This window comes from Streptomyces sp. NBC_00597 (assembly GCF_041431095.1).
GTDB lineage: Bacteria > Actinomycetota > Actinomycetes > Streptomycetales > Streptomycetaceae > Streptomyces.
Genome location: NZ_CP107757.1, coordinates 6,021,906 through 6,044,675, shown reverse-complemented (window position 1 = coordinate 6,044,675; position 22,770 = coordinate 6,021,906). Strand labels below are relative to the sequence as shown.

18 protein-coding genes and 1 pseudogene are annotated in these 22,770 nt (G+C 72.6%); 7 read left to right on the top strand and 12 right to left on the bottom strand.

All coding sequences use genetic code 11. The features are described 5' to 3' along the window. Positions 1 to 156: 156 nt before the first annotated feature. The 3 genes and pseudogenes from OG974_RS27650 to OG974_RS27640 all read left to right on the top strand — a co-directional run bounded on the left by OG974_RS27650 (position 157) and on the right by OG974_RS27640 (position 2,634). Positions 157 to 735, top strand: a pseudogene (locus OG974_RS27650) (HD family hydrolase). A 646-nt stretch (positions 736 to 1,381) separates the two neighbouring features. Beyond that, complete coding sequence (locus OG974_RS27645) at positions 1,382 to 2,110, top strand: hypothetical protein (protein WP_327285380.1); 729 nt, start codon at positions 1,382 to 1,384, stop codon at positions 2,108 to 2,110. A 149-nt stretch (positions 2,111 to 2,259) separates the two neighbouring features. Beyond that, on the top strand, positions 2,260 to 2,634 hold the full coding sequence (locus OG974_RS27640) for a hypothetical protein (protein ID WP_266625558.1): 375 nt from the start codon (positions 2,260 to 2,262) through the stop codon (positions 2,632 to 2,634). Positions 2,635 to 2,813: 179 nt separating this feature from the next. On the opposite strand, the gene fxsT is transcribed toward OG974_RS27640, so the two are convergent. From fxsT to OG974_RS27605, 7 genes are all read right to left on the bottom strand, one after another. Beyond that, a complete protein-coding gene (fxsT, locus tag OG974_RS27635; RefSeq protein WP_328763649.1) occupies positions 2,814 to 5,819 on the bottom strand; it encodes an FxSxx-COOH system tetratricopeptide repeat protein in 3,006 nt (1,001 codons plus the stop codon). A 64-nt stretch (positions 5,820 to 5,883) separates the two neighbouring features. Then, positions 5,884 to 7,140 (bottom strand): HEXXH motif domain-containing protein, encoded by a 1,257-nt coding sequence (locus tag OG974_RS27630; RefSeq protein WP_371644765.1) that lies wholly within the window; start codon positions 7,138 to 7,140, stop codon positions 5,884 to 5,886. Next, positions 7,137 to 8,447 (bottom strand): FxsB family cyclophane-forming radical SAM/SPASM peptide maturase, encoded by a 1,311-nt coding sequence (locus OG974_RS27625; RefSeq protein ID WP_327285376.1) that lies wholly within the window; start codon positions 8,445 to 8,447, stop codon positions 7,137 to 7,139. Before OG974_RS27625 ends, OG974_RS27630 begins: the two co-directional genes overlap by 4 nt. Positions 8,448 to 8,721: 274 nt before the next feature. Then, positions 8,722 to 8,928, bottom strand: coding sequence for an FxSxx-COOH cyclophane-containing RiPP peptide (gene fxsA / locus OG974_RS27620; protein ID WP_327285375.1), 207 nt, complete (start codon positions 8,926 to 8,928; stop codon positions 8,722 to 8,724). A 90-nt stretch (positions 8,929 to 9,018) separates the two neighbouring features. Continuing rightward, complete coding sequence (locus OG974_RS27615; protein ID WP_371644763.1) at positions 9,019 to 12,180, bottom strand: SAV_2336 N-terminal domain-related protein; 3,162 nt, start codon at positions 12,178 to 12,180, stop codon at positions 9,019 to 9,021. Positions 12,181 to 12,186: 6 nt separating this feature from the next. Then, positions 12,187 to 13,218 carry a MoxR family ATPase gene (locus OG974_RS27610; protein ID WP_327285373.1) on the bottom strand — a complete coding sequence of 344 codons (1,032 nt, stop codon included), beginning with the start codon at positions 13,216 to 13,218 and terminating at the stop codon, positions 12,187 to 12,189. A 25-nt stretch (positions 13,219 to 13,243) separates the two neighbouring features. Continuing rightward, positions 13,244 to 15,325, bottom strand: a complete 2,082-nt coding sequence (locus OG974_RS27605) for a trypsin-like peptidase domain-containing protein (protein WP_327285372.1) — start codon at positions 15,323 to 15,325, stop codon at positions 13,244 to 13,246. A 133-nt stretch (positions 15,326 to 15,458) separates the two neighbouring features. Here OG974_RS27605 and OG974_RS27600 point away from each other — a divergent pair, with 133 nt between their 5' ends. Next, a complete protein-coding gene (locus tag OG974_RS27600) occupies positions 15,459 to 15,644 on the top strand; it encodes a DUF6104 family protein (RefSeq protein ID WP_010061466.1) in 186 nt (61 codons plus the stop codon). Between the two features lie 88 nt (positions 15,645 to 15,732). Here the strand turns inward: OG974_RS27600 and sodN are convergent, their stop codons facing one another. Then, on the bottom strand, positions 15,733 to 16,128 hold the full coding sequence (gene sodN, locus OG974_RS27595) for a superoxide dismutase, Ni (protein ID WP_008741558.1): 396 nt from the start codon (positions 16,126 to 16,128) through the stop codon (positions 15,733 to 15,735). 183 nt (positions 16,129 to 16,311) lie between these two features. Here sodN and sodX point away from each other — a divergent pair, with 183 nt between their 5' ends. Next, positions 16,312 to 16,731, top strand: coding sequence for a nickel-type superoxide dismutase maturation protease (gene sodX / locus OG974_RS27590; protein ID WP_327285371.1), 420 nt, complete (start codon positions 16,312 to 16,314; stop codon positions 16,729 to 16,731). Here sodX and OG974_RS27585 read toward each other — a convergent pair. Next, complete coding sequence (locus OG974_RS27585; RefSeq protein WP_327285370.1) at positions 16,635 to 17,264, bottom strand: CGNR zinc finger domain-containing protein; 630 nt, start codon at positions 17,262 to 17,264, stop codon at positions 16,635 to 16,637. The genes sodX and OG974_RS27585 overlap by 97 nt on opposite strands. 81 nt (positions 17,265 to 17,345) lie before the next feature. Here OG974_RS27585 and OG974_RS27580 point away from each other — a divergent pair, with 81 nt between their 5' ends. Beyond that, positions 17,346 to 18,101, top strand: coding sequence for a class I SAM-dependent methyltransferase (locus tag OG974_RS27580; protein ID WP_327285369.1), 756 nt, complete (start codon positions 17,346 to 17,348; stop codon positions 18,099 to 18,101). A 97-nt stretch (positions 18,102 to 18,198) separates the two neighbouring features. Here the strand turns inward: OG974_RS27580 and OG974_RS27575 are convergent, their stop codons facing one another. From OG974_RS27575 to OG974_RS27565, 3 genes are read right to left on the bottom strand one after another with little or no spacing between them, the layout of a single operon-like run. Further along, positions 18,199 to 18,966 (bottom strand): amino acid ABC transporter ATP-binding protein, encoded by a 768-nt coding sequence (locus OG974_RS27575; protein WP_328763637.1) that lies wholly within the window; start codon positions 18,964 to 18,966, stop codon positions 18,199 to 18,201. Then, the gene (locus tag OG974_RS27570; protein WP_030153623.1) at positions 18,963 to 19,913 is read right to left on the bottom strand and encodes an amino acid ABC transporter permease; all 951 of its coding nucleotides are present in this window, start codon (positions 19,911 to 19,913) and stop codon (positions 18,963 to 18,965) included. Before OG974_RS27570 ends, OG974_RS27575 begins: the two co-directional genes overlap by 4 nt. Before the next feature lie 36 nt (positions 19,914 to 19,949). Next, entirely contained in the window at positions 19,950 to 20,909 is a 960-nt protein-coding gene (locus OG974_RS27565) for an ABC transporter substrate-binding protein (protein WP_327285367.1), read from the bottom strand. A 523-nt stretch (positions 20,910 to 21,432) separates the two neighbouring features. Here OG974_RS27565 and OG974_RS27560 point away from each other — a divergent pair. Next, positions 21,433 to 22,635: an NADP-dependent malic enzyme gene (locus tag OG974_RS27560; RefSeq protein ID WP_371644759.1), complete on the top strand. Its 1,203-nt coding sequence runs from the start codon at positions 21,433 to 21,435 to the stop codon at positions 22,633 to 22,635. The last annotated feature ends 135 nt before the right edge of the window (positions 22,636 to 22,770 follow it).

The window sequence follows — 22,770 nt, the reverse complement described above, 5'->3', positions numbered from 1 at the left end:
TAGTCACCGGCTGCTGCACCACGTCATTGCTGCGCTCTCCCCGCAGTGCGGCTTCTTCGACCTCAGCGTCCACACGCTGTTGGATGGCGCCACGGTCTCGGCGCGCGGGCGCCGAGGCATGCGATCCGCCTCGCCGAGGCGTGAGAAGGAGAGACAGTGGCTGACGACCTGTCCGCGGTGGCGCGCTTCCTCTACGAAGCGGGCACGCTCAAGCACACCCGTCGTAGCGGCTGATGGATGGCCGGCGTCAACGACCCCGAGAGCGTCGCCGAGCACTCGTGGCGGACGTCTCTCATCGCGTCGGTCATCGCGAAGCTGGAGGGCGCCGACCCCGCGCGTGCCGCGTTCCTGGCCGTCTGGCACGACACCCAGGAGACCCGTACCGGGGACGTCAACCACCTCGGGAAGAAGTACGCGCCGGCCGGCGACCCGCAGGCCGTGACGGCCGACCAGACCGCGGGCATGCCCGACGTACTCGCGTCGGCGATTCGCGAGCTGGTCGCCGAGTACGAGGCGAAAGACTCACCCGAGGCGGTCTGCGCCCGCGACGCGGACAAGCTGGAGTGCATGCTCCAGGGCATCGAGTACAAGGCCCAGGGCTACGCGAACGCGCAGCGGTGGATCGACAACAGCCGGGCGCGGCTCACGACCGGGACAGGGCGGCGACTGGCCGACGAACTGCTCGCACAAGGACCGTTGGACTGGCTGCGTAACGCCCTCGGCGAGAAAGCCTGACACCATGGATGGCCATCCGCTCACGCACCCTTGGGGCTCTCAGCCCCGGACGGGCGTCAGACGCCGTCGACGAGGAGCGCGTAGCGATCTGACGCGACCGGTGGCTCCTGATGTGCTGCTGGTCGCTGTTTCGTGCGGGTAGAGCAGTCACCGATCCGGAGGATGCCTGCGTATGGGGCCCGGGGCTCCGACGCTGCCCGGCCGGGCGGTGGTGCTCGGCCGGATGCCGCCCCAGGAACCGGGCAGATGCTCCCTGACCTCCCCGCTCCTTGCCCTCCGACCCGTGCCGTTCTGCCGGGAAACCCCGAACCCTCCCTGATCCGGGGTGATCGGACGCCGCCCCCGAACCAGCCGGCGCACGGGCTGACTTGGCCCGCCCAAATGCCGCTGTCTGCGACCCCGCCCGGCAACTCACCGAGTCCCGGCCGCCGTCGGTGGAAGGCGGGTGGGCAACCACCGTCCGGCTGTCGTGGCCCGGGGCGGCCGATGATCTTACCGATTTCTGACGCGCCCTCTTGGGACGTCCACAAGTCCCCTGCTGCCTCTAGCGTGTTCGTACATCCCCGAGTGCGATCGGTCGGCGCAAGCCGCACCCGATGACGGTTCGAATCCGGGGAAGCCCGAAATTTCGTGAGAAGGCGGAAAAATGACGGTCGAGACGCTTCCCCTCTGCGCTTACCCGGAGTGCACCAACCACCCCGAGGCGCCGACGCCCGGCAACCCCGAGCCCCGGTACTGCGCCCACCCCGACCACAACGCGCTGGGCGCGTTCCGCAAGTTCCGGGCCAAGCGGCAGCAGCGCAAGGACGAGAAGCGCCAGGCGGCCGAGGCAAAGAAGGCGGCCAGGACGGCGCCCGCCGCGGATGCCCTTCCCGTCGAGCGGACGATGGAGTCCGCGAGGGAAGCCGCTGTGGAAGCCGCGATGTCGGGCATGGACGGATCCGACCCTCGCACCGACCTCGTGGCGCTCATCTCCCAGCTGTCCACGGACCTGCCGGGCTACATCGAGGAACTGGCCATCATCACGGACTCGGCCGCCGCCGAGGAGCGCATCCGGACCGTGACCCAGGCCGCGGCCCAGCGGACCCTGGACGCCGAACAGCGCACCGCGCTGGCGGAGGAGGCCGCGGACATGGCCGTCGCCCAACTGGACGTGGCCAAGCACCGGTTCGAGGAGGAGGCGGACAAGATCCGCCAGGAGGCCGCGCAGCAGGTGGCGGACGTGGCGTTCGTGCGGGCCGAGCTGGAGCGCTACCGCGAGCGGGTCGCCCAGTTGGAGGAGCGACTCGACGGCGTACGCGAGGAGGCGGACGCGGCCCGCCGGGAGCGCAGCGAGATCGCACGGCAGGCCGAACAGCACCGATGCGAGGTCTGACGACCGCCCCCGAACCGCCGAGATCATTCACCTCGGGGATTTACAGATCAATGCGCCGATTCGCCAGAGCTCCGCTGATGCGCCCGTCACGCACTCACAGACCAGTCCATTCACATATCGCAGCACGGAATTACCCAACTGGAGGAAACATGTCTCGAACCGTCAAGCGGAGCACCAGGCTGGCAACGGTCGCCGGAATGGTGGCGGCCGTCGGCGCGGGAATGCTCGTGACCGCGCCTGCGAGCCAGGCGGCGCCGGTCGCGGCCTTCCGCCTCAGCAACTTCTCGGCGACCATCGCGAACATCTGCGTCCACACGGACGTCGCGACGAAGTGCTCGGGAAACATAGCGGCAGGAAAGAGTGAGGTGTACAAGGTGGAGTACAAGGGGGCTGGCAACTGGTACTGCACTGCGACCGCGAAGGGGCTGACCGGCACCGCCAGCACTCCCTATTTCAGCCGGGCCAACGTAAAGGAATGCGCGGAGGTCGGCAACATTTTCGGTGCCAGCATCATGCTCAAGTGACCGTCACCGGGAGTTCTGAAATACCCCTTCGCCTCCTATTACGGCTGAGCGGTCCGGAGGACTCCGGCGCCGTCGTCACCTCGCACGACGGCTGAGGGTCCCGCCGGCGCCCGGTCTCGTGGACACCGCCACCACGGGACCGGGCGCCGGACGCCACGCGGGCGTGCCGCGTCCGCCGCCTACGGCTGCGGCTCGAAGTCCCAGTAGGGGCGGGTTTGTTGTTTGGCCGAGACCGTGTGGACGTGTTGGGGGCCCAGGGTGCGGGTCAGGGCCTTGATGCCGGCGTCCTCGTGTTTCTGGGCCTCCTCGTCCTCGCGGACCGAGCGGAGGTCGGCCGCCAGGGCGATCTGGGCGCTCAGGGTCATCGGGTGGTCCGGGCCCAGGACCTGTTCGCAGCCGCGGAGGGTTTCGCGGCTCAGGTCCAGGGCATCCGCCAGACGGCCCGTGATGTTGCGGTGGCCCGTGGCGTTCAGGGCGCAGCCCAGGGTCCACGGGTGGCGGTCGCCGACTGCGCCCCGCATGCCGACCAGGGCCTGTTCCGCCAGGTTGAGGGCCTCCACCCGTTCGCCTTGGGCGCGCAGGACGAGGCCGAGGTTGCCGACCGTGCCGATGCTGTACGGGTGGGCCAGCCCCAGCTGCGTCTGGTAGCCCCGCACGACCTCCTCCGAGATCCGGCGGGCCTCGCCGATGTCCCCGTACTCCCGCAGGTACGTCGCGTAGTCCGAGGCCACCATCAGCGTCCACGGGAACTCCGCGCCGAACACCCGCGTGGAGCGCTCCAGCACGCTGCGCAGCCGGGCACCGGCGCCCGGGATGTCCCCGGAGCGGCGCAGGCACATGCCGAGGTTGTGTTCGGCGCGCAGGGTCTGGGGGTGGTTGGGGCCGAGGACCTGGCTGTTGAGCTTGAGGCCCTGTTCCTGGCGGGCGAGGGCCTCGCGGTAGCGGCCCATCAGCCGCAGCCCCATCGCGCAGCCGATCCCGGAGGAGAGGGTGGCGATGTGCCGTACGCGCAGCACCCGCTCGCGGCGGCGCAGGGTGTCGAGGTCGGTGTCGTAGGCCTCCTGGTAGCGGCCCAGCAGCCGCAGCGCGACGGCGACGTTGTTCTCGGCGTTGAGGGTGGTGGAGTCGTCCTCGCCGAGCAGTTCGCGGTAGCGGGCGAAGGCGTGTTCCAGCAGTTCGCGGGCCCGGTCGAACTTGGCCGTGCTGAGCAGCACCCCGGCGTACGTGCTGGTGGCGCGCAGGGTTTCCAGGTCCCGGTCGCCGCGCTCGGCCAGCAGCCGGTCGGCGACCGATTTGGCGAGGGTCTCGGCGCGCTTGAAGTGGCCGAGCATCCGTAGGGCGCCGCCGTAGTGGTAGCTGAGCTCGCGGACCTGGTCGTGGTCGTCGCCGAGCATCGCGCGCCACACGGCGTCGGTCTGTTCGGCGAGCCGCAGGCAGGTGCGGTACTCCCCGGAGAGGATCAGGTAGCGCAGGCAGTGCAGCAGGAAGGTCTGGATCCGCGGGTTGCTGCTGGTCAGTACGCCGGCGGTCTCCAGGTGCGGGATCAGTTCGGCGTACCGGGGCCAGAGCCGCGAGTCGGAGGGGCGGCCCGGGTCCGCGGCGGCGAGGACCTGCCGGACGGCGCGGGAGAGCGGTTCGGCCTCCTCCTCGGAAAGGTTCTCGCGGACGATCCCGTGCACCATGCGGTGCAGTTGTACGGTCTCCAGCCCGCCGCCCTCCTCCACCGACAGGTCGGAGTATTCGAGGCGGACGACGGAGAACTGGACGAGCTTGTTGAGGGCGGCGTTCCACCTGATCTGGTCGTTGATCAGTCCGGCGAGCTGCTCGGGCACGTCGTCGGCGGGGAACTCGCGCAGCAGCCGCAGCGGGACCGGTCCGGGGGCGAAGAACACGAACAGTCGCAGCAGGGCGAGCGCGTCGGGGAAGTTCTCCCGGACGTTGTTGAGCAGTATCGCCAGGGCGGTGGGGAAGGGCAGCGGGTAGTCGTCGGAGACGGTGACGGCCTCCCGGGAGTCCAGTCTGCGCCGGAGCAGGGCCAGGTAGTCGCCCACCGTCAGCGGGGAGTCGGCGAGCCAGCCGGCGGTCTGGTCGAGGGCGAGGGGGTAGTCCTCCAGGGCCTCGGCGAGCAGGTCGGCCTCGTCGCCGGTGAGCCGGCGGGCCCGGCGGCGGATGAAGGTGACGGACTCGGGCCGGGCGTACAACGGGACTTCGAGGAGGCTGGTGTGCCGGGAGGCCCATTCGCGGTTGCGGGAGGTGATGATGACGTCGCCGGCGCCCGACGGCAGCAGGTCGGTGAGGTCGTCGGGGTTGTCGCAGCCGTCGAAGACCACCAGCCAGCGGCTGTACGGGGATCCGCGGCGCAGCGCCTCCAGAACGGCCCGGATCTGCTCGCCGTAGCTGCCGGCGCCGCGCGGCAGGCCCATCGCGGGAGCCAGGTCGGCGAGCCGCTCGCGCAGGGTGGGCCGGTCCTCGGCGGGGACCCACCACACCACGTCGTACTCGGAGGCGAAGCGGTACGCGTACTCGGTGGCGACCTGGGTCTTGCCCACCCCGGACAGTCCGAGCAGGGTGACGGTCGACGCGCCGGGCGGGGCGTCGGCGAGGGCGGCGCGCAGCCGGCCGATGACGTCGTTGCGGCCGGTGAAGCGGGGGTTGCGGCGCGGGACGCGGCCCCAGATCTCGGGCGGGTCGTTGGGGAAGCGGGGGCCGCGGCGGCCGGTCTCGGCGCCGATCCGGTCGGTGGGCAGTTCGAGCCGGCGCAGCACCCGGTACTCCGCCTCGTAGGCGTCCAGGCCCCACAGGTCGGTCTTCTCCAGCACGGCGACGGCGCTGGGCAGGGGCGCGTCGGTGAGGCAGACGGCCGCGAACCGCTCGGGGTGGTCGTCCGTGACGGTGCGCAGGGCGGTGTTCCACTCCTCGTCGGTGTGGGCGCCGGCGGAGAAGAAGCGCTCGCTGAGGATGAGCAGGACCCGGCTGCCGCTGCGGGCCAGGTCGTCGAGGGCCGGGGCGAGGCCGGGGCTGGACTGCGGGTCCCAGCGCGCGAGGGCGACCCGGTGGCCGTGCTCCTCCAGGCGGTGGGCGATCCACACGGCCCAGGGCCGGTTGAACCCGGCGAAGCTGATGACGAAGCGTTGCGGCTGCGCGGCTCCGTCGCGGTCTCGGTCCTGGCGAAGTCCGGTGGTCATGCGGCCGTCTCCCTGGCATCCGGGCGGTGGACGGGGTTGAAAAGGTACCGCAGCGGACGGCCCGTCAGCCCTGTGTGAACGGGGCGAGTTCGGGGTGCTGTGCGCACCAGGCGCGGCGTTCCCGGTCGACGGTGCGGCGGGCCGTGGCGTGCTGGTCGCCGGGCGGCGGCAGGTCGTCCATGGCCCGTTCGGCGGCCGCCATGGCCGCGATGAACTCCCGTCCTGCGGTGGTGAGTTGTGGATGCCGGTGGAGGGCGGGCAGAACGGCGGCGACCTGGGCGCGGATCCGGGCGTGCTGGGCCCAGGCGCCGCGGGCGCCGTAGAGGGCGGCGCGCTGCCAGTACCCGGCCAGGGCCAGATGGGCGTACGCGCCGTGCAGGAGTCCCTCCAACGGGCGGGGGTCGCTGCGCCAGGGGGCCCAGTGGCGGGGCGTGCGGTCGGCGGTGTGCAGGGTCAGGACGTCGGCGAGGGCGGTCAGCTTGCCGTGCTGGACCTCGTGGACGAGGGTGGCGGCCAGCGCGGGCGGGGCCTGGGTACGGGCGAGCACGGACCCGGCGGCCGCGGGCAGGGTGGCCCCGCTGGAACGGGAGCCGCCGCCGAGCGGGACGACGGAGCGCAGCAGCAGGCCGATCTCCTCGGCGCGGGCGGTGTCGTACCGGTCGAGGAGGGTGAGCGCCCCGGACCACTGGATGTCCCAGCGTTTGTGGCCCTTGGGGGTGAGCCGGCGGGCGGGGCGGACGGGCGCCGGGTGGGCGGGGCCGGGGGCGCGGTAAGGGTCGAGGTCATCGAGGGCGGTGCGGCCGCCGGGCAGGGTGTGCAGGGCGAGGGTGGTGGGGTCGTCGGGGTCCCAGGAGCCTTCGGTGAGGGCGAGCGGGCCGGACCGGGTGGGGCGCAGCAGCCCGAGGGTGGGCAGGACGAGTCGGCCGTGGACGGGCCGCAGGGTGGCCTTGAAGGTGATCTTGGAGCGCAGGGCCGCGGCGACGGCGAGGGCCCCGAGGTGGCCGAGGTCGGCCGGGGGCCCGTACGGGGCGTGCAGCCGGCGCAGGGTCTCCTCGGCCCACACCCCGGTGGCCGGGTAGTGCAGTACGTCGCGCACGGCCTCGGGGTCGTGCCGTTCGGCCTCCTCCAGCAGCGCCCAGTGGTCGGCGGCCTCCCCGCCCCGGCCCCCGGGGGCGGCGTCGAGGACCCCGCGCAGCAGGACGAGCCGCTTGGAGCGGCGGATGTCGCGGACCAGGGAGGTGCCGTCGACGGAGGGCTCGGTGGAGGCGAGGGCGCCCAGGGTGGCGGAGGTGACCGTGAAGCCGGTCAGGGAGTCGGTCATGAGGCGGCCGCCCGCCGGGGTGCCTGACCGGCGGACGTCGGTCCGGGCGGGCCGGCGCCCGGCTGCCCGGGGGCCGACTGCGCGGCGGCCGTGTGCAGTGCCGTGGCGATGTGGCGGATGAGGACCTGGAGGTCGGCGCAGTAGACGGAGGGCTGCCGGAAGCCCTCGCCGGCGCGGTAGCGGTGCGGGTAGTGGCCGCCGCCGCAGACCTCGACGAGCTCGCAGGTGCGGCAGCCGTCGGCGAGGGCCTCCCGGCCGAGCTGGCGGGCGACGAGCCCGGGGTGGTCGAGGAACGCGTCGAAGCCGTGGCTCTCCACGTTCAACCCGGTGGCGGCGGCGCCCTCGTAAGCGGACTTGAGCGAGTCGGCCTGCTCGATGCCGCCGTCGGTCTCGATCACGGCGGTGGCAGCGGGGGCGAGGCCGAGGGTTTCGGTGGCGGTGGGCAGTCCGAGCAGCAGGGCGACGATCTCCTCGAAGATCCGGATCCGGGTCCGCAGCACCGCGTCGTGCCACCACCGCTCGAAGACGGCGAGGAGCCAGTCGGCGTACGGGGTGCCGGGCGGGTGGTGGCCGGGCGGCGGGGTGTTCCAGTTGGCGAGCGGCAGCAGCAGCCCGATGACCGGCGGGGCGAAGTCGAGCAGGGACTCGTACGTCTCCACCGGGTCCTGGGCGAGGTCGACGACGCAGAGCACCCCGGCGTAGCTCTCCGGGTGCCGGGCGAGCAGGCGCAAGCCGCGGGCGGCGGCACCGAACCCCGGGCGCCCGGTGTGGTCCACGCGGCGCAGGTTGTGCGCGGGCAGTCCCCCGTCGAGGCTGACGCCGACGCGTATCCCGGCGGCGGCCAGCGCGGTGAGCCGGCCCCGGGTGAGCAGGGTGCCGTTGGTCTGGACGGTGGCGGTGACCCGGGTCCGCGGGGAGGTCCGGGCGAGGGCGGCCCGTACGGCGTCGACGGGGGCGGCCAGTTCGGCGGGGGCGGTGAGCAGGGGTTCGCCGCCGTGCAGGACGAGGTCGACGCGGGTCAGGCCGTGGGCGGCGGCGTGCTCGGCGATCCGCTCGGCGGCGCGGGCGACGGTGGCCGGGGACATGGCGGCGGGCTGCCCGCGCCAGCCCTGGTCGGCCATCTCGTATACGTAGCAGTAGGTGCAGGCGAGGTTGCACCGGCTGCGCGTCTTGAACACGAACTGTCGTACGGGGTGGGGCCGGTGGCCTGCGGCGCGGAGCGCGGGCACGTCGAGGCGGGCGTACGGCCAGGGGGCGTGGATCCGATGGGAGGGCAGCACGACGTCGCTCGTGTCGGTCTGCCTCATCGTTCGTACCTCCCGCGCCGCGGACGGTGCATCCCTGCCCGGCGGACGGCACCGGCTAACGGCGGAAACGGGTCAACTGTGGCTGCTCTGCGTTGCCTTGGGAATGCGGTGCGTAAGGGGCCCGGGCCGGCGTGGGGTCAGGGCCAGGCTCAGGGTCAAGCCGGGGCCAGGCTCAGGCCCGGGCTCAGGGTCAGGCCCGGGCTCAGGGTCAGGCCCGGGCTCAGGGTCAGGCCCGGGCTCAGGCTCAGGCCCGGGCTCAGGCCCGGGATCCGGGTCAGGCCACGCCCGAGTCGAAGGCGTTGAGGATCTCGGCGGGATGGGTGACCCGCTCCACCATGCCTTCGATGACCCGGGCGAGCACGGGATGGTCGATCCCGCGCAGAGCGGCCAGATCGAACCCGGAGAGGTCCGGTAACTGCCCGGAACAGGGCCCGGGTGTCGCGGAGCCCCCCGTTTCCGCTTCCTGCTGCCGAGTCACCATGGGCTGCACGTCCCCCTGTCGCGTCGCCTGTCCGATGGTCCACTTCCCCCGGGCCGGGGCGGCCAAGCCTGGGCGGGCCCGGCGGGCCCGTCACAGCCCCGCCTCCAGGGTGCGGACCCGGGACCGCAGGGCCTCCCGCCGCTCCGCGGCCGGCTCCCCGAGCCGCGTCCACAGCTCCACGGCCGAGCGGTAGGCGTCCAGCGCCGCCCGGGGCCGCGCCAGGCGTTCGAGCACCTCACCCCGCATCTCCTGCACCCGCGCCGCCAGTTCCACCGCCACGTCCCGCCGCTCCTCGCGGTCGGCGGCCAGCGCGGCCCGCCACGCCCGCCGGTAGGAGTCCGCCGCCCGGTCGAGCCGGTCCAGCGCCCGGGTGTGCGCGTGGATCTCCTGCTGGACGTCGCCGTGCTCCCGCCAGGCGCGGGCCTGCTCCAGCGGGCTGCGGCCCTGCCGGACGGCCAGCTCCAGCAGGTACTCCGCCTCCCTCAGGTCCACCACGTCCCCTTCGTACGCGTGCCGCAGCCGCAGCCCCTCCGCGAGCCGCACCAGCCGCTGCGCGGAGCGCGGGTCGGACTGCGGGACCGCCGCCCGGCTGTCGCGCAGCACCCGTACGGCCGTCGAGGTGAACCGCCGCCCGTCGGCGGCCCGCGCCCGGTCCAGGAGTACGTCGCCCCACTCGGGCAGCAGCTCCCCGTACGCCTCCCCGTCGCGGGGGATCAGCCGGCGGGCCCTGCCGTACGCCTCGGCCGCGTCCTCCAGGGCCGCCGGGTCCGCGTCCCGCCCGGACCGGGCCCGGTGCACCCGGGCCAGGCACACCAGGGCGGCCAGCCTGAGCTCCGGGTCGCCGGTGGCTTCCGCCAGGGCCAGGTCCAACTGCCTGGCCGCCTCCTCCAGCCGCCCGGGCAGGTACCGCAGGGCCGTGGCCAGCTCCACCCGCACGCGGGCGGCCGCCGCTCCCGACGGCTCGGCGGCCAGCCCGGCCGCCAGGTGCTCGGCGGCCTGACCGGCCAGGGCCGTGCGCTCCTGCGGGTCGAGGTTGCGGGGCAGCAGCGCGAGCAGGACCCGGCCGAGGGCGGGCCGCACCGCCGGGTCGCAGGACGGGTCGTCGGCCACCGCCTCCAGTGCGGAGCGCGCCTCGCGCAGCGCGCCCGTGTCCTCGCGGAGCTCGCCGAGGCGGACCAGGGTCTGGGCCCGCCGCACCACGCAGTCCAGCCGCAGCCGCGGGTCCATGTCCGGGTCGGGGACTCCGGCGACCGCCGCGAACTCCCGTTCCGCCGCGGCCAGCAGCTCCGCGTCGGGCTCGGCCGCCAGGGCCCGCTCGTACAGCACCCGGCCCAGTACGGCCCGGGCCGGCGGGGCGGCGAGCCCGCTCACCGCCCGCTCGGCCTCCGCCAGCAGTTCCGGGTCCCGCTGGCCGGCCCACAGGCGCAGCAGCACCGCGGCCAGCTCGCACTCCGCCTCGCCCGGCAGGTCCTCGGGTCCGGCGGGTACGGCCACCGCGCGGCGCAGGACGGCGGCGGCCTCGTACAGTCCGCGCTGGCCGCCGTCGCCCCCCTGACGGTCCTGCGCGGCGAGCCGGTCGCGGGCCGTGCGCAGCGCCCAGGCCCGCCCGGGCGGGGGCGCCACGGGTTCGGCGGCGGCCGGGTCCCCGGCGGGCGGCCCGGGCAGGTAGCGCCGCACGACGCGTGCCGAGACCTCGGCGAAGGCCTGTGGGAGCCGGCCCGCGGGGACCCGCTCCTCACCGTCCTCCTCGACCACCGGGGCGCCGGTCAGCTGGGAGACGGCCAGCGCGGGGAAGTTGCGTACGCCCCGCCCGAAGTGCGCGAGCACGTATTCCGAGCAGTGCTTGAGCACCAGCGCGGCCTCGTCCCGGCCGAGCGGCCCCAGCAGGACGTCCTGGACGCCGGGCACGAACTCGTACCACTGCCCGGCGGCCTGGCCGCGCCGCAGCAGCCCGCTGAGCAGCACCTCCGCCAGGTCCGAGGGCTCCGAGTCCGGCAGCATCGTGCGCTGCACCAGTCGCATCACGGGGAGCGTCAGCGGCGCCGCCGACAGGTACACGGCGAGCTGTACGGCGCGCGGTGACGCGGAGGCGCGGAAGCGGCGCACCAGTTCGCGCGGCGGGCGGACGGCGCGCGGCGGCGGGAGGGGCGCGGCGGGGTGGTCGACGAGCACCCGGCCCACCTCGGCGGACACGGGCCCGGTGCCGAGCCCGGCGACGAGGCGGGCCCAGGCGCCGAGCGCGGTGGCGCTGGGCGGCAGGACGGGGACGGTAAGCCCGCCGGTGGGCCGCCCGGGGCGGGCCGGCCGGTCGGGCCGGAAGCGCAACCGGCCGGCGTTGCCCTCGGCGCGGGTGAGGGTGCCCCGCTCGGTCGGCAGCCAGCTGCGGCTCCACAGCCGCTGCGGCAGCGGCTGGACGACGACGCAGGGGGTGCACTCGGCCCACCGGTGCAGCAGCCGCTGGGCCTCGCCCTCGCGCCAGAGCGGCCCGGCGCAGTCGGAGACGACCATGGTCAGCGCCCGCCCGGTCGGGTCGCGCAGCTGGTCCCCGGAGCGCAGCCGGGTGCCGGCGCCGGGTCCGCGGCCGACGGCGGCCCGGCCGTCGGCGAGCCGGTGCAGGTAGTGCACCTGCACGTCCCGGAACGCGCCGAGGCGCTCGCACACGGACCGCAGTTCCTCGAACATGTCGTGCCAGACGGCCATCGACGGGGAGGCGTCCATCACCAGCCGCACGGTCGCCTCGCGCCGCGTTTCGGGCCGCAGTACGGGGATGACCAGCCCGAGGGCGCGGGCGCTGGCCTCGGCGGTGGCGGGCTCGTCGAGGACCAGGCGGGTGGGCGGGCCGGGCGGGCGGTGCCGCTGGAGGGCGCGCAGGGCCCGCTGGATCTCCAGGATGCGGGGCAGGGCGGCCGCTCCGGGCACCCGTACGGGCACGCCGGCGCCCGCGGGGAACTCGGCCGCCTCCTCGGTCACGGCGCCCAGCACCCGGGAGGCGTAGAGCCGGACCGGGTCCTCGGGCTCGGGTTCGGGCCGTACGGGATCCTCCTCGGGCGGCGGCGTCCCGCCCGCGGTCCGCGGCTTCCGGGGCTGTGCCGTCAGGCCCCGGTCCGGGGCGGCGGGGCCGGGCGGGCCGATCCGCCCGGCCAGCCACAGCGCGTCGGCGAGTTCCTCGGCGGTGGGGTCGAGCCCGGCGGCGCGCAGCAGGGCGGCGAGGTCGCGCAGGGCGGCGGGGACGGGTGGCCGGTCGGGGGACACGGGCGCTCACCTCGGGCGGTCGAGGCGCTGGATGAGCAGGTCGGCGAGGTCCTCCCGGGTGGGTGGGGCGGCGTAGTGGGTGAGGTAGATGGCGTTCAGTAGCTGGTCGGCTGCGACGAGTTCGGACTGGGAGCGGCTGAGGAACTCGCGGATCAGGTCGGCGCCGAGCTGGGCGGCCTCTTCGCCGAGGTGTGCGCGGACCATGGTGGCGAGGCGTTTCTCGCCGGGCTGGCCGAGCTTGAGCTGGATGCAGCGGCGCAGCAGGGCGGCCGGGAAGTCCCGTTCGCCGTTGCTGGTCAGGATGATGAAGGGGAAGGCCCGGCAGCGGACCCGGCCGCCCCGGACGGTGACCTTGGCCCCGTCGTCGGTGAGCACCTGCACCTCGGGTTCGGTGTCGGCGACCCTTTCCAGTTCGGGCAGCGCGAACTCGCCCTCTTCCAGGACGTTCAGGAGGTCGTTGGGCAGGTCGATGTCGCTCTTGTCGAGCTCGTCGATGAGCAGGACGCGGGGCCGTTCGGTGGGCAGCAGGGCCGTCCCCAGCGGTCCGAGCCGGATGTACTTGCCGATGCCGGGGGCCTGGCCGGCGGTGCCGGGCGCTCCGCCGGGGGCGCCGCCGCTCGCGGCGATCTGCACGTCCTGGAGCCGGGCGATGGCGTCGTAGCGGTACAGGCCTTCTTGGAGCACGGTCCGCGAGACGACGGGCCAGCGCAGTACCCGGCCGAGTTTCAGCTCGTGCGCGACGGCGTGCGCGAGGGTGGACTTCCCGGTTCCGGGGTAGCCGGTCACGAGCAGCGGCCGGCGCAGGTACAGGGCCGCGTTGATGGCTTCCAGTTCCTCGGGCTCGGGCCGGTGCAGTTCGGCGGCCTGCCGGTGCGCGCCGAGGCGCCGCGCGACGTTACCGTCGGCGGTGTCCGCCGGTCCCCCGGGTTCGCCGACGGGACCTCCGTCGAAGTCCCGCCACGGCGGCGGATCGGGCAGGGCCCCGATCCCGTCGTGGGGCTCGCCGACCCCCCGGTAGATGAGCCATTCCTCGTTCACGCCTGCTCCCTCCCCGTCCCGCCCGTCACAGGTCTCCCTGCAGCGGCTCGTCGTCGGGCAGCGCGCGGGCCGGGTCGTCCCATACGAGGGCCATCCCGTCGGCCCAGTACGCGTCGGGGTCGGCCCCGTGCGCGCGTGCCCGCAGTGCCTGGAGCCGGACCGGCAGCGGCGCTCCCCGCCCCGCCTCGGTCAGCTCCTCGCGCAGCCCGCGGTGGAACGGCGCGCAGTCGGCCGCCGGATCGGCCGGGGGCCGCCGGGTGACGGCCACTCCGTATCCGGCGTCGTGGACCGCGTACAGGGAGCCGCGGGTGGGCTCCGCGTCGGCGGCCCGGCAGTGCACGGGCACGGTGTTGTCGGGCAGTGCGTCGAGCCATTCCGGCGCCGGGGTCCGGGGGCGCCCGCGCGCGCAGTCGGCCCGTTCGTCGAGCACCGGCCCGGCCTGGACGCGTGTCCAGCGGTCGGCCCGGCGGTGGACGTCCTCCTCGTCGGGCGGGGTGTCTGCGCTACCGGCCGGGTAGCGGAACACCACCGGCCGCTGGGCGCCCAGCGGGACCCGGCCCGCCACCGTCCAGGTGTCCACGGGCAGGCCGAACAGTTCGGGCGCCACGGCGACTTCGAGGAGGGCGGCGGCCTCGTGGGTGTCGCAGCGCCGGAAGGCCTCGGCGAGGGGGGCCCGCAGCACCTCCGCGAGACCCGCGCGGGTGACCCGTACGCCCGAGTCCACCGGGGTCACCCGGCCCGGGTGGGCGGGCCCGTAGAGCACCGAGACGCGCCAGTCGTAGACGTCTTCCCAGCCGTGCGCCCACGCCTCCAGCAGCACCGAAGGCCCCTGGGGCAGCCCGCCGGGCGGCCGGGCGTGCCCGTTCGGGTGCCGGTCGGCGCGGGCGCGCCGGCGCCGGTCGCGCTGCGCGAGGCCCTGATCGCGCCGCTCGCCCAACTCGCGGCGCAGGGGCCGCCAGAGCCGTTCGGCCGTGGTCCGCACCCAGTCCCACAGCTCCTCGTCGGAGCCCGGGGCGGGGGGCTCGCGGTGGTCGGCGACGCTGACGTCGGTCGCGTACCGGAGCATCACGGCGGCCTCGCCGGTGCCGCCCGGCGGGTCGTGGAGCATGCCGAGTCCGTCGCGCCAGCTGAGCGGAGCCGGCAGGCCCGGGTCCGGTTCTTCGCCGCGGGCCGCCTCGACCAGGGCGCGGACGTCCTCCGAGGAGCGCGGCGGGGGCAGTTCGGCGAGCAGCCCGCACAGGGTGGTGAGCTCGGCGGGGGTGAGTCGTCTGCGGCCCTCGTACGGGTCGCCGCCGGTCGGGAGTTCGTCGTGCACGTCGGTCCAGGTGCGGCTGCTGCCCAGATCGCTCAGGTGCTGGTCGTAGTGGTACAGGTCGTGGGCCTGCATGACGCGGCGGTAGAGCCCGACCTGGCCGGTGGCGGCCAGCGGCAGGGTGCGTAACTGCACGACGGAGACGGCGATTCCGCCGCCTCCGGTGTGCCGGCGGGCCTTGACGACGCCGATGACCTCGCCGCGGGCCAGGTCGACGACCGGGCCGCCGGACATGCCCGGCTCGATCTCATCGTCGCTGCCCAGGCGCAGGGCGGCGCCTGCGCCGGCGGTGCCGCGCAGCCGGGTGGTGCGGCCGGTGATCTCGGGGGCGCCGAGGTCCTCGGTGCAGCCGAAGTAGGCGACCTCGTCGAGGCGTGGTCTACCGCGGTCGGTGAGCCGTACGCAGGCGTGCGTGATCGGTGCGAGGACCCGGACCAGTGCCAGGTCGGGCAGGTCCCACAGGGCGTGCCGGGCGGGCCGGCGCTCCTCCAGCCGCTCGGGCAGGACGCACTCGACGCGGCCGGTGACAGTTCCGGTGGCGCCGTCGGCGCCGGAGGAGAAGGTGATGCCGAGCTCACGCCCCACGAGACGCACCGCTGCACCCCCTTCACCGACGACGTGCGCGCACGTCAGGACCCAGCCCGGGGCGATGAAGAAGCCACTCCCCCAGGTGGGACCGGTCCCACCGGGTGCATACCCGTCCGGGGCCGCGTGGACGCGCACGGTGGCCGCCCGGACGAGGGGTTCGAGGAGCTCGAAGGCGCGCGCACTGCCGCCCGTGCGCCCGTCCGGCATCCCCTGCCCCCTCAGGTGTTGGGCAGTCCAGGCTAGCGCCGGGTCCCGCAGGGCGGGAGGTCTCGGCGGGTATGCGGATTATCCTGGCGGGAAACGTCCCCCTGCACACCATCATCACGGCACGGAGCCCGTCTTGTACTTCACCGATCGCGGCATCGAGGAGCTGGAGAAGCGGCGCGGCGAGGAGGAGGTCACTTTCGAGTGGCTCGCCGAGCAGCTGCGCACCTTCGTCGACCTGAACCCGGACTTCGAGGTCCCGGTGGAACGCCTGGCCACGTGGCTCGCGCGGCTGGACGACGAGGACGACGAGGACGAATAGTCCACGCGGGACGCACTGTCCCCGAGCACGGCGAAGGGGCCCGACCATGACGGTCGGGCCCCTTCGCCGTGCTCGGGGAGGGCCTGGATCAGGCGGCCTTGGTCTCCCAGAAGATGCGGTCGATCTCGGCGATGAGCTCAAGGGCCTTCTGGCCGGTCGCCGGGTCGTTCGACGCCTTGGCGGCCGAGAGGGCCTTCAGGGTGTCGTTGACCAGGGTGTGCAGCTGCGGGTACTTCTCGAAGTGCGGGGGCTTGAAGTAGTCGCTCCACAGCACCGACACGTGGTGCTTGGCGAGCTCGGCGCGCTGCTCCTTGATGGTGATGGCGCGCGCGCGGAAGTCGGCGTCCTCGTTGGCCTGGTACTTCTCCTGGACGGCCTTGACGGACTCGGCCTCGATGCGGGCCTGGGCAGGGTCGTACACGCCGCACGGAAGATCGCAGTGGGCGGAGACCTTCGCCTTGGGGGCGAAGAGGCGGGAAAGCATGGAGTTTGTCCTCCTCGTGATCGTCTTCTCAAGAGGGGAGATTACTCCGTGGGAAGGGGGTTTTCGCGAGCGGCCCCGGGGGCTTAGGACAAAAGTCCAGGGTGGCGTGCGGACCGGTGAGTGAATGTACGGGAGTGTGCGGCACCATGCGCAGTGGGGCGAGAGCGGGCGAGGAGGTCGCGCATGGCGGAGAGGAGGCACTCGCGGATGGCGTTCGAGGTGCTGGAGGTGGCGGGGCCCTCGATGGTGCCGACGCTGCTGCACGGGGACCGGCTGGTGGTCCGGTACGGGGCCGCCGTGCGCCCGGGTGACGTGGTGGTGCTGCGGCACCCCTTCCAGCAGGACCTGCTGGTGGTCAAGCGGGCGGTGGAGCGGCGGCCGGGCGGCTGGTGGGTGCTCGGGGACAACCCGTACAACGAGACCGGCGACAGCACCGACTACGGCACGGTGCCCGAGGAGCTGGTGCTGGCGACGGCGGTGCTGCGGTTCAGGCCGCGCGCGGCGGATCAGAGTTCGCTGAGGGCGCGGGCGTCCTGGGCGGTGTCGGCGTTGCGTCCGCTCTGGCCGGACGCCTCGGCTTCCAGCCGTTTGCGGGCCCGGTAGGCGGCCACGTTGGCGCGGGTGGCGCAGCGGTCGGAGCAGTAGCGCCGGGAGCGGTTGGTGGAGGTGTCGAGGTAGGCGTTGCGGCAGGGCGCGGCCTGGCACAGACCGAGGCGGTCGGGGCCGTGCTCGGTGAGGTGGAAGGCCAGGCCGAAGGACGCGATCGCCGCGTAGCCGGCGGAGGCGTTCGAGGGGTGGTCGGCGAGGTGGATGTGCCAGTTCGGGTGGCCCTCGTCGTCGAGGTACTCGTGGCCGGAGACCTGCGGGCTGACCGGGAACTCCATGAGCAGGGAGTTCAGCAGGTCGACCGCGAGGACGTGGTCGCCGCCGTCGGCGGCCTCGAAGACGGCGCGCAGCCGGCCGCGGACGTTGCGGAAGCGGGTGACGTCGGCGTCGGTGACCCGGCGGGCGGCCTGGACCCCGGTGCCGAAGAGGCCGCGGACGGCGTCCACCGAGGTCAGCGAATCCTTGTTGCGGGCCGGCTCCTCGGTGTTGACCAGGCGCACGGCATAGTCCGAGTAATGGGCCAGTTCCACTTGTAGTCCTTACGGCTGCGGATTAGTGTCTCAGGTAACGGCTGAGATGTATTCGAGGGTATTACGGCTGGAGGGTGGACGATGGTGCGGACCACGACCGACTGGCAGGTCTGGCAGGAGAGCTGGGACCGGCAGCAGGAGTGGTACATGCCCGACCGCGAGGAGCGGTTCCGGGTGATGCTGGACATGGTCGAGGCACTGGTGGGCCCCGCCCCCCGGGTCCTCGACCTGGCGTGCGGTACGGGAAGTATTACGGACCGCGTCCTCAAGCGGTTCCCGGAATCCACCAGCACGGGCGTCGATCTCGACCCGGCGCTGTTGACCATCGCCCGGGGCCACTTCGACGGCGACGGGCGCGTCACCTTCGTCACCGCCGACCTCAAGGACCCCGACTGGACCTCGGCGCTCCCGTACGACACGTACGACGCCGTCCTCACCGCCACCGCCCTGCACTGGCTGCACAGCCCGCGGCTCGCCGTGCTGTACGGGCAGCTCGCCCCGCTGGTGCGCCCCGGCGGGGTCTTCATGAACGCCGACCACATGCCCGACCCGGCGACCCCGGGGATCAACGCCGCCGAGCGCGCCCACCGGCACGCCGGGATGGACCGGGCCCGCGCGGCCGGCGCGCTGGACTGGGCCGACTGGTGGGCCCTCGCGGCCGCCGACCCGGTGCTCGCCGAACCGACGAAGCGCCGCTTCGAGATCTACGGCGAGCACGCCGACGGGGACACCCCCGACGACGCCTGGCACGCCCGGACCCTGCGCGAGGCGGGCTTCTCGGAGGCCCGGACGATCTGGCGCTCGCCCTCCGACGGGCTGGTCCTAGGCCTGAAGTAGGACGGGAACGGCGCCCTTGTAGGAAAGTGAGAACTTCAGAACGTGGAGGGGGGCGGTACGGGATTCCCGTACCGCCCCCCTCACGCACCGCGTGCGGTTACAGCACCTTGGACAGGAACGCCTTCGTCCGGTCGTGCTGGGGGTTGCCCAGCACCTCGCGCGGGTGGCCGGACTCGACCACGACGCCGCCGTCCATGAAGACGAGGTTGTCGCCGACCTCGCGGGCGAAGCCCATCTCGTGGGTCACCACGATCATGGTCATGCCCGACTCGGCCAGGTCCCGCATGACGTCGAGGACGTCGCCGACGAGCTCCGGGTCGAGCGCCGAGGTGGGCTCGTCGAAGAGCATCAGCTTCGGCTCCATGGCCAGCGCGCGGGCGATCGCCACACGCTGCTGCTGGCCGCCGGAGAGCTGTGTGGGGTAGTTCCCGCCCTTGTCCCCCAGGCCCACGCGGTCGAGGAGGCGGACCGCGCGCTCGCGCGCCACGGCCTTGCTCTCGCCCTTGACCATGACCGGGGCTTCCATGACGTTCTCGATGGCCGTCATGTGCGGGAAGAGGTTGAAGCGCTGGAAGACCATGCCGATCTCGCGGCGCTGGGCCGCGACCTCGCTGTCCTTCAGCTCGTAGAGCTTGTCGCCCTTCTGCTTGTACCCGACCAGCTGGCCGTCCACCGAGAGCCGCCCGGAGTTGATGCGCTCCAGGTGGTTGATGCACCGCAGGAAGGTCGACTTGCCGGAGCCGGACGGGCCGACCAGGCAGAAGACCTCGCGCGGGGCGACCTCAAGGTCGATGCCCCGGAGGATGTGGGCGGCGCCGTACGACTTGTGGACGCCCTCGGCCTTGACCATCGGCTGAGTGGTCATCGCGCGACCTCCGTACGGCGGAACATGTTCAGGTTGGCCTTCAGACGCTGGAACGGCGTCGGCGGCAGGTTCCGCGTGGAACCACGGGCGAAGCGGCGCTCCAGGTAGTACTGGCCGACGCTGAACACACTGGTCAGGGCCAGGTACCAGAAGGACGCCACGAACAGCATCTCCATGATGGCACCGGCCGTGTTGCCGATGTTCGACGAAGCCCGCAGGAGTTCCGTGTACTGCACGGCCGAGACCAGGGAGGAGGTCTTCAGCATGTTGATGAACTCGTTGCCGGTCGGCGGGATGATCACGCGCATCGCCTGCGGGAGCACGATCCGGCGCATGGTCTTCGTCTGCGGCATGCCGAGCGCGTGGGCGGCCTCGGTCTGGCCCTCGTCGACCGACTGGATGCCGGCCCGGACGATCTCCGCCATGTACGCGCCCTCGTTCAGGCCGAGGCCCAGGAGGGCGACCATGAACGGGGTCATGATGTCGACGGTCTCGTTCTTGTAGATCGGACCGAGGTTGATGTACTGGAAGATCAGCGACAGGTTGAACCACACCAGCAGCTGGACGTACACCGGGGTACCGCGGAAGAACCAGATGTAGAGCCAGGAGACGGCGCCGGTCACCGGGTTCTTGGAGAGGCGCATCACCGCGAACAGGATGCCGAGCACGAGGCCCAGCGCCATGGCCGAGACGCTGATGATCACGGTGTTGCCGAGACCGCTCAGAACCGCCGGGTCGAACAGCTTGTCGCCGACCGTCGCCCAGATGACGTTGCCGTTGGCGAACGCGTAGACGAGCCAGACGAGCAGCGCGACGACCACGACGCCGCTGACCCAGCGGCCGTAGTGCCGCACCGGAATTGCCTTGATGGCCTCGTACGGGAGGCCCGAGGCGCCGGGTCCGGCCGGCGGGTTCTCGGCCGGACCCTTTTCGATCTTGTCAGTCACAATGACTGCCCTTCAGTGGAGCGTGGAGCGCGGGACTTACTGACCTGCGTTGACCGTCGCGGACTTGACGGCACTGTCCTGCACGTTCCACTTCTCCAGCGCCTTGCCGTAGGAACCGTCCTTGATCGCGGCGTCCAGGGCCTGCTTGAGGGCGTCGCGGAGCTGGTTGTTGTCCTTGCTCACGCCGATGCCGAAGAGGCCGACGCCGCTCTGCTGGCCGGCGATCTCGAAGTCGTTGCCGCCACCGGAGGTCTTCACCGTGTAGGCGGCGACCGGGTAGTCGTTCAGGTCGGCGACGGCGCCGCCGGCCTTGACGCGGGTCTGCGCCTCGGCGTCGGTGTCGAAGGCCTGGATGGTGAGCTTCTTGTCGCCGCACTTCTCGGCCTGGGCCTTGAAGGCGTCCTCGTAGGTGGTGCCGCGCTGGACGGCCACCGTCTTGCCGCAGAGGTCGTCCAGGGACTTGATGCCCTCGGGGTTGCCCTTCTTGACGAGGAGCGAGAGGCCGGAGGAGAAGTAGTCGACGAAGTCGATCCCCTTGCCGATCTTCTGGCCCTTGTCGTCCAGGCCCTCCTGGCGCTGCTTGTTGTCGGTGATCGACGACATGATCGCGTCTTCGCGGCCGGTGTAGATCGAGGTGATCAGGCCGTCGAAGGTGCCCGCGGTGAACTGCATCTTCACACCGAGCTGCTTGCCCAGCGCCTCGGCGATGTCGGGGTCGACACCGACGATCTTGCCGCCCTCGACGAATTCCATCGGGGCGTAGGCGGAGTCCGTGCCGATCTTGATGACGCCGGCGTCCTGGATCTTCTTCGGCAGGGCCGAGAAGAGCGGGGCGGAGCTGTCCTTCGACGTACCGCCGGAGGGGGTAGACGAGGAGCCCTTGTCCGTCTGGTCACCACAGCCGGTGAGGATCAGGGCGCCGGTGACCGCGATCGCACCGACCGCGGCGATCCGGGACCGGGCGGCGGTCGTACGACGGGTGGTGCTAGCGGTCATGAGCTGGTTCCTCCGGGTGGCTGGGGAAAGCATCCGAGAGCGGTCGGCACGCACCTTCGAGTGTCGCGACCTCGTGTGATTACGGCATCTTGCCATTCGGACTGACGCATTCAGGCAGTTCGTCAGGTCAAAATCGGATAACGGGCGAGTGTGGGTACCCAACAGGACTGCGGAATGGGGGCTTCATGGCCGCAGGAACCCCTGCGACCTGGCCCTTTTGACGGACTATTTGCGGCCCGTCTCGCCCATTGGACAGAGACCTTTGGACCTTTCGCCAAAAACAGGACAAGCGGTCTACAGTCGAGCAGGAATCGACTCGTCTGAGCGAGCGTTCTTCGGGTACAACGGATCCTTACACCCCTCATCCGGGGCTCAGGGCGCGCGTGCGGCGCGCCCGCGCGTACGAACCTCCCCTTCGCGGAGACGGGCCAACCGTCGATGCGGAGTACGGACGCGGTGCCCGCCCACCCCTTAACCAGGTGTGGTCACCCTCAACGATTCAAAGACTTAAGGGGCCAAGAAAGTGGCAGCGGAGATCGTCAATCCTCGCAGCGACAGCGCGACGGACAACAACCCCGACGCGGTGTTCGCGCTGCACCGGGGCGGCAAGATGGCCATCCAGGCCACGGTGCCGGTCCAGAACAAGGACGACCTGTCCCTCGCGTACACGCCGGGCGTGGCGAAGGTCTGCAGCGCGATCGCGGAGCAGCCCGAGCTGGTGAACGAGTACACCTGGAAGTCCAACGTGGTCGCCGTCGTCACCGACGGTACGGCGGTGCTCGGACTCGGTGACATCGGTCCCGAGGCCTCCCTCCCCGTGATGGAGGGCAAGGCCATCCTGTTCAAGCAGTTCGGTGGTGTGGACGCGGTGCCGATCGCGCTCGCCACCAAGGACACGGACGAGATCGTCGAGACGGTCATCCGCCTCGCGCCGTCCTTCGGCGGGGTGAACCTGGAGGACATCTCCGCCCCCCGCTGCTTCGAGATCGAGCGCCGGCTCCAGGAAGCCCTGGACATCCCGATCTTCCACGACGACCAGCACGGCACGGCCATCGTGACGCTGGCCGCCCTGCGCAACGCCGCGAAGCTGACCGGGCGCACGCTCGGCGACCTGCGCGCCGTGATCTCGGGTGCGGGCGCGGCGGGCATCGCCATCGCCAAGATCCTCGTGGACGCGGGCATCGGCGACGTGTGCGTCACCGACCGCAAGGGCGTCGTCTCCGCGGACCGCTCCGACCTGACGGACGTTAAGGCCGAGATCGCGGGCCTGACGAACAAGACCGGCCAGACCGGCTCCCTGGAAGCGGCGCTGAACGGCGCGGACGTGTTCATCGGCGTCTCCGGCGGCACGGTGCCCGAGGAGGCGGTGGCCTCGATGGCGAAGGACGCCTTCGTCTTCGCCATGGCCAACCCGAACCCGGAGGTCCACCCGGACGTCGCGCACAAGTACGCGGCGGTCGTGGCTACGGGCCGCTCGGACTTCCCGAACCAGATCAACAACGTGCTGGCGTTCCCGGGCATCTTCGCGGGCGCCCTGAAGGTCCGCGCCAGCCGGATCACCGAGGGCATGAAGATCGCCGCCGCCGACGCCATCGCCGGTGTCGTGGGTGACGAGCTCGCCGCCGACTACGTGATCCCGTCGCCGTTCGACGAGCGCGTCGCCGAGGCCGTCGCGGCCGCGGTCGCCGCCGCCGCCAAGGCCGACGGCGTGGCCCGCCTGGTCTGACCGGGCAGCTGACGGAAAGAGGGGCCCGGCCGGATGTTCATCCGGCCGGGCCCCTCTCCTGTTTTTCGGGCACACCCTCCCCGCCCCCGAACCGGGAGGGGATGCTCCGCCTCAGCGCCTCAATGAAGCTGACGC

Bases quoted from the DNA above. Each gene is read 5' to 3' on its own strand.
- OG974_RS27640 (WP_266625558.1), top strand. From the start codon at position 2,260: ATGTCTCGAACCGTCAAGCGGAGCACCAGGCTGGCAACGGTCGCCGGA.
- sodX (WP_327285371.1), top strand. From the start codon at position 16,312: ATGGCGGAGAGGAGGCACTCGCGGATGGCGTTCGAGGTGCTGGAGGTG.
- OG974_RS27630 (WP_371644765.1), bottom strand. From the start codon at position 7,140: ATGACCGACTCCCTGACCGGCTTCACGGTCACCTCCGCCACCCTGGGC.
- OG974_RS27645 (WP_327285380.1), top strand. From the start codon at position 1,382: ATGACGGTCGAGACGCTTCCCCTCTGCGCTTACCCGGAGTGCACCAAC.
- OG974_RS27575 (WP_328763637.1), bottom strand. From the start codon at position 18,966: ATGACCACTCAGCCGATGGTCAAGGCCGAGGGCGTCCACAAGTCGTAC.
- OG974_RS27625 (WP_327285376.1), bottom strand. From the start codon at position 8,447: ATGAGGCAGACCGACACGAGCGACGTCGTGCTGCCCTCCCATCGGATC.
- fxsT (WP_328763649.1), bottom strand. From the start codon at position 5,819: ATGACCACCGGACTTCGCCAGGACCGAGACCGCGACGGAGCCGCGCAG.
- OG974_RS27580 (WP_327285369.1), top strand. From the start codon at position 17,346: ATGGTGCGGACCACGACCGACTGGCAGGTCTGGCAGGAGAGCTGGGAC.
- sodN (WP_008741558.1), bottom strand. From the start codon at position 16,128: ATGCTTTCCCGCCTCTTCGCCCCCAAGGCGAAGGTCTCCGCCCACTGC.
- OG974_RS27565 (WP_327285367.1), bottom strand. From the start codon at position 20,909: ATGACCGCTAGCACCACCCGTCGTACGACCGCCGCCCGGTCCCGGATC.
- OG974_RS27605 (WP_327285372.1), bottom strand. From the start codon at position 15,325: ATGCCGGACGGGCGCACGGGCGGCAGTGCGCGCGCCTTCGAGCTCCTC.
- fxsA (WP_327285375.1), bottom strand. From the start codon at position 8,928: ATGGTGACTCGGCAGCAGGAAGCGGAAACGGGGGGCTCCGCGACACCC.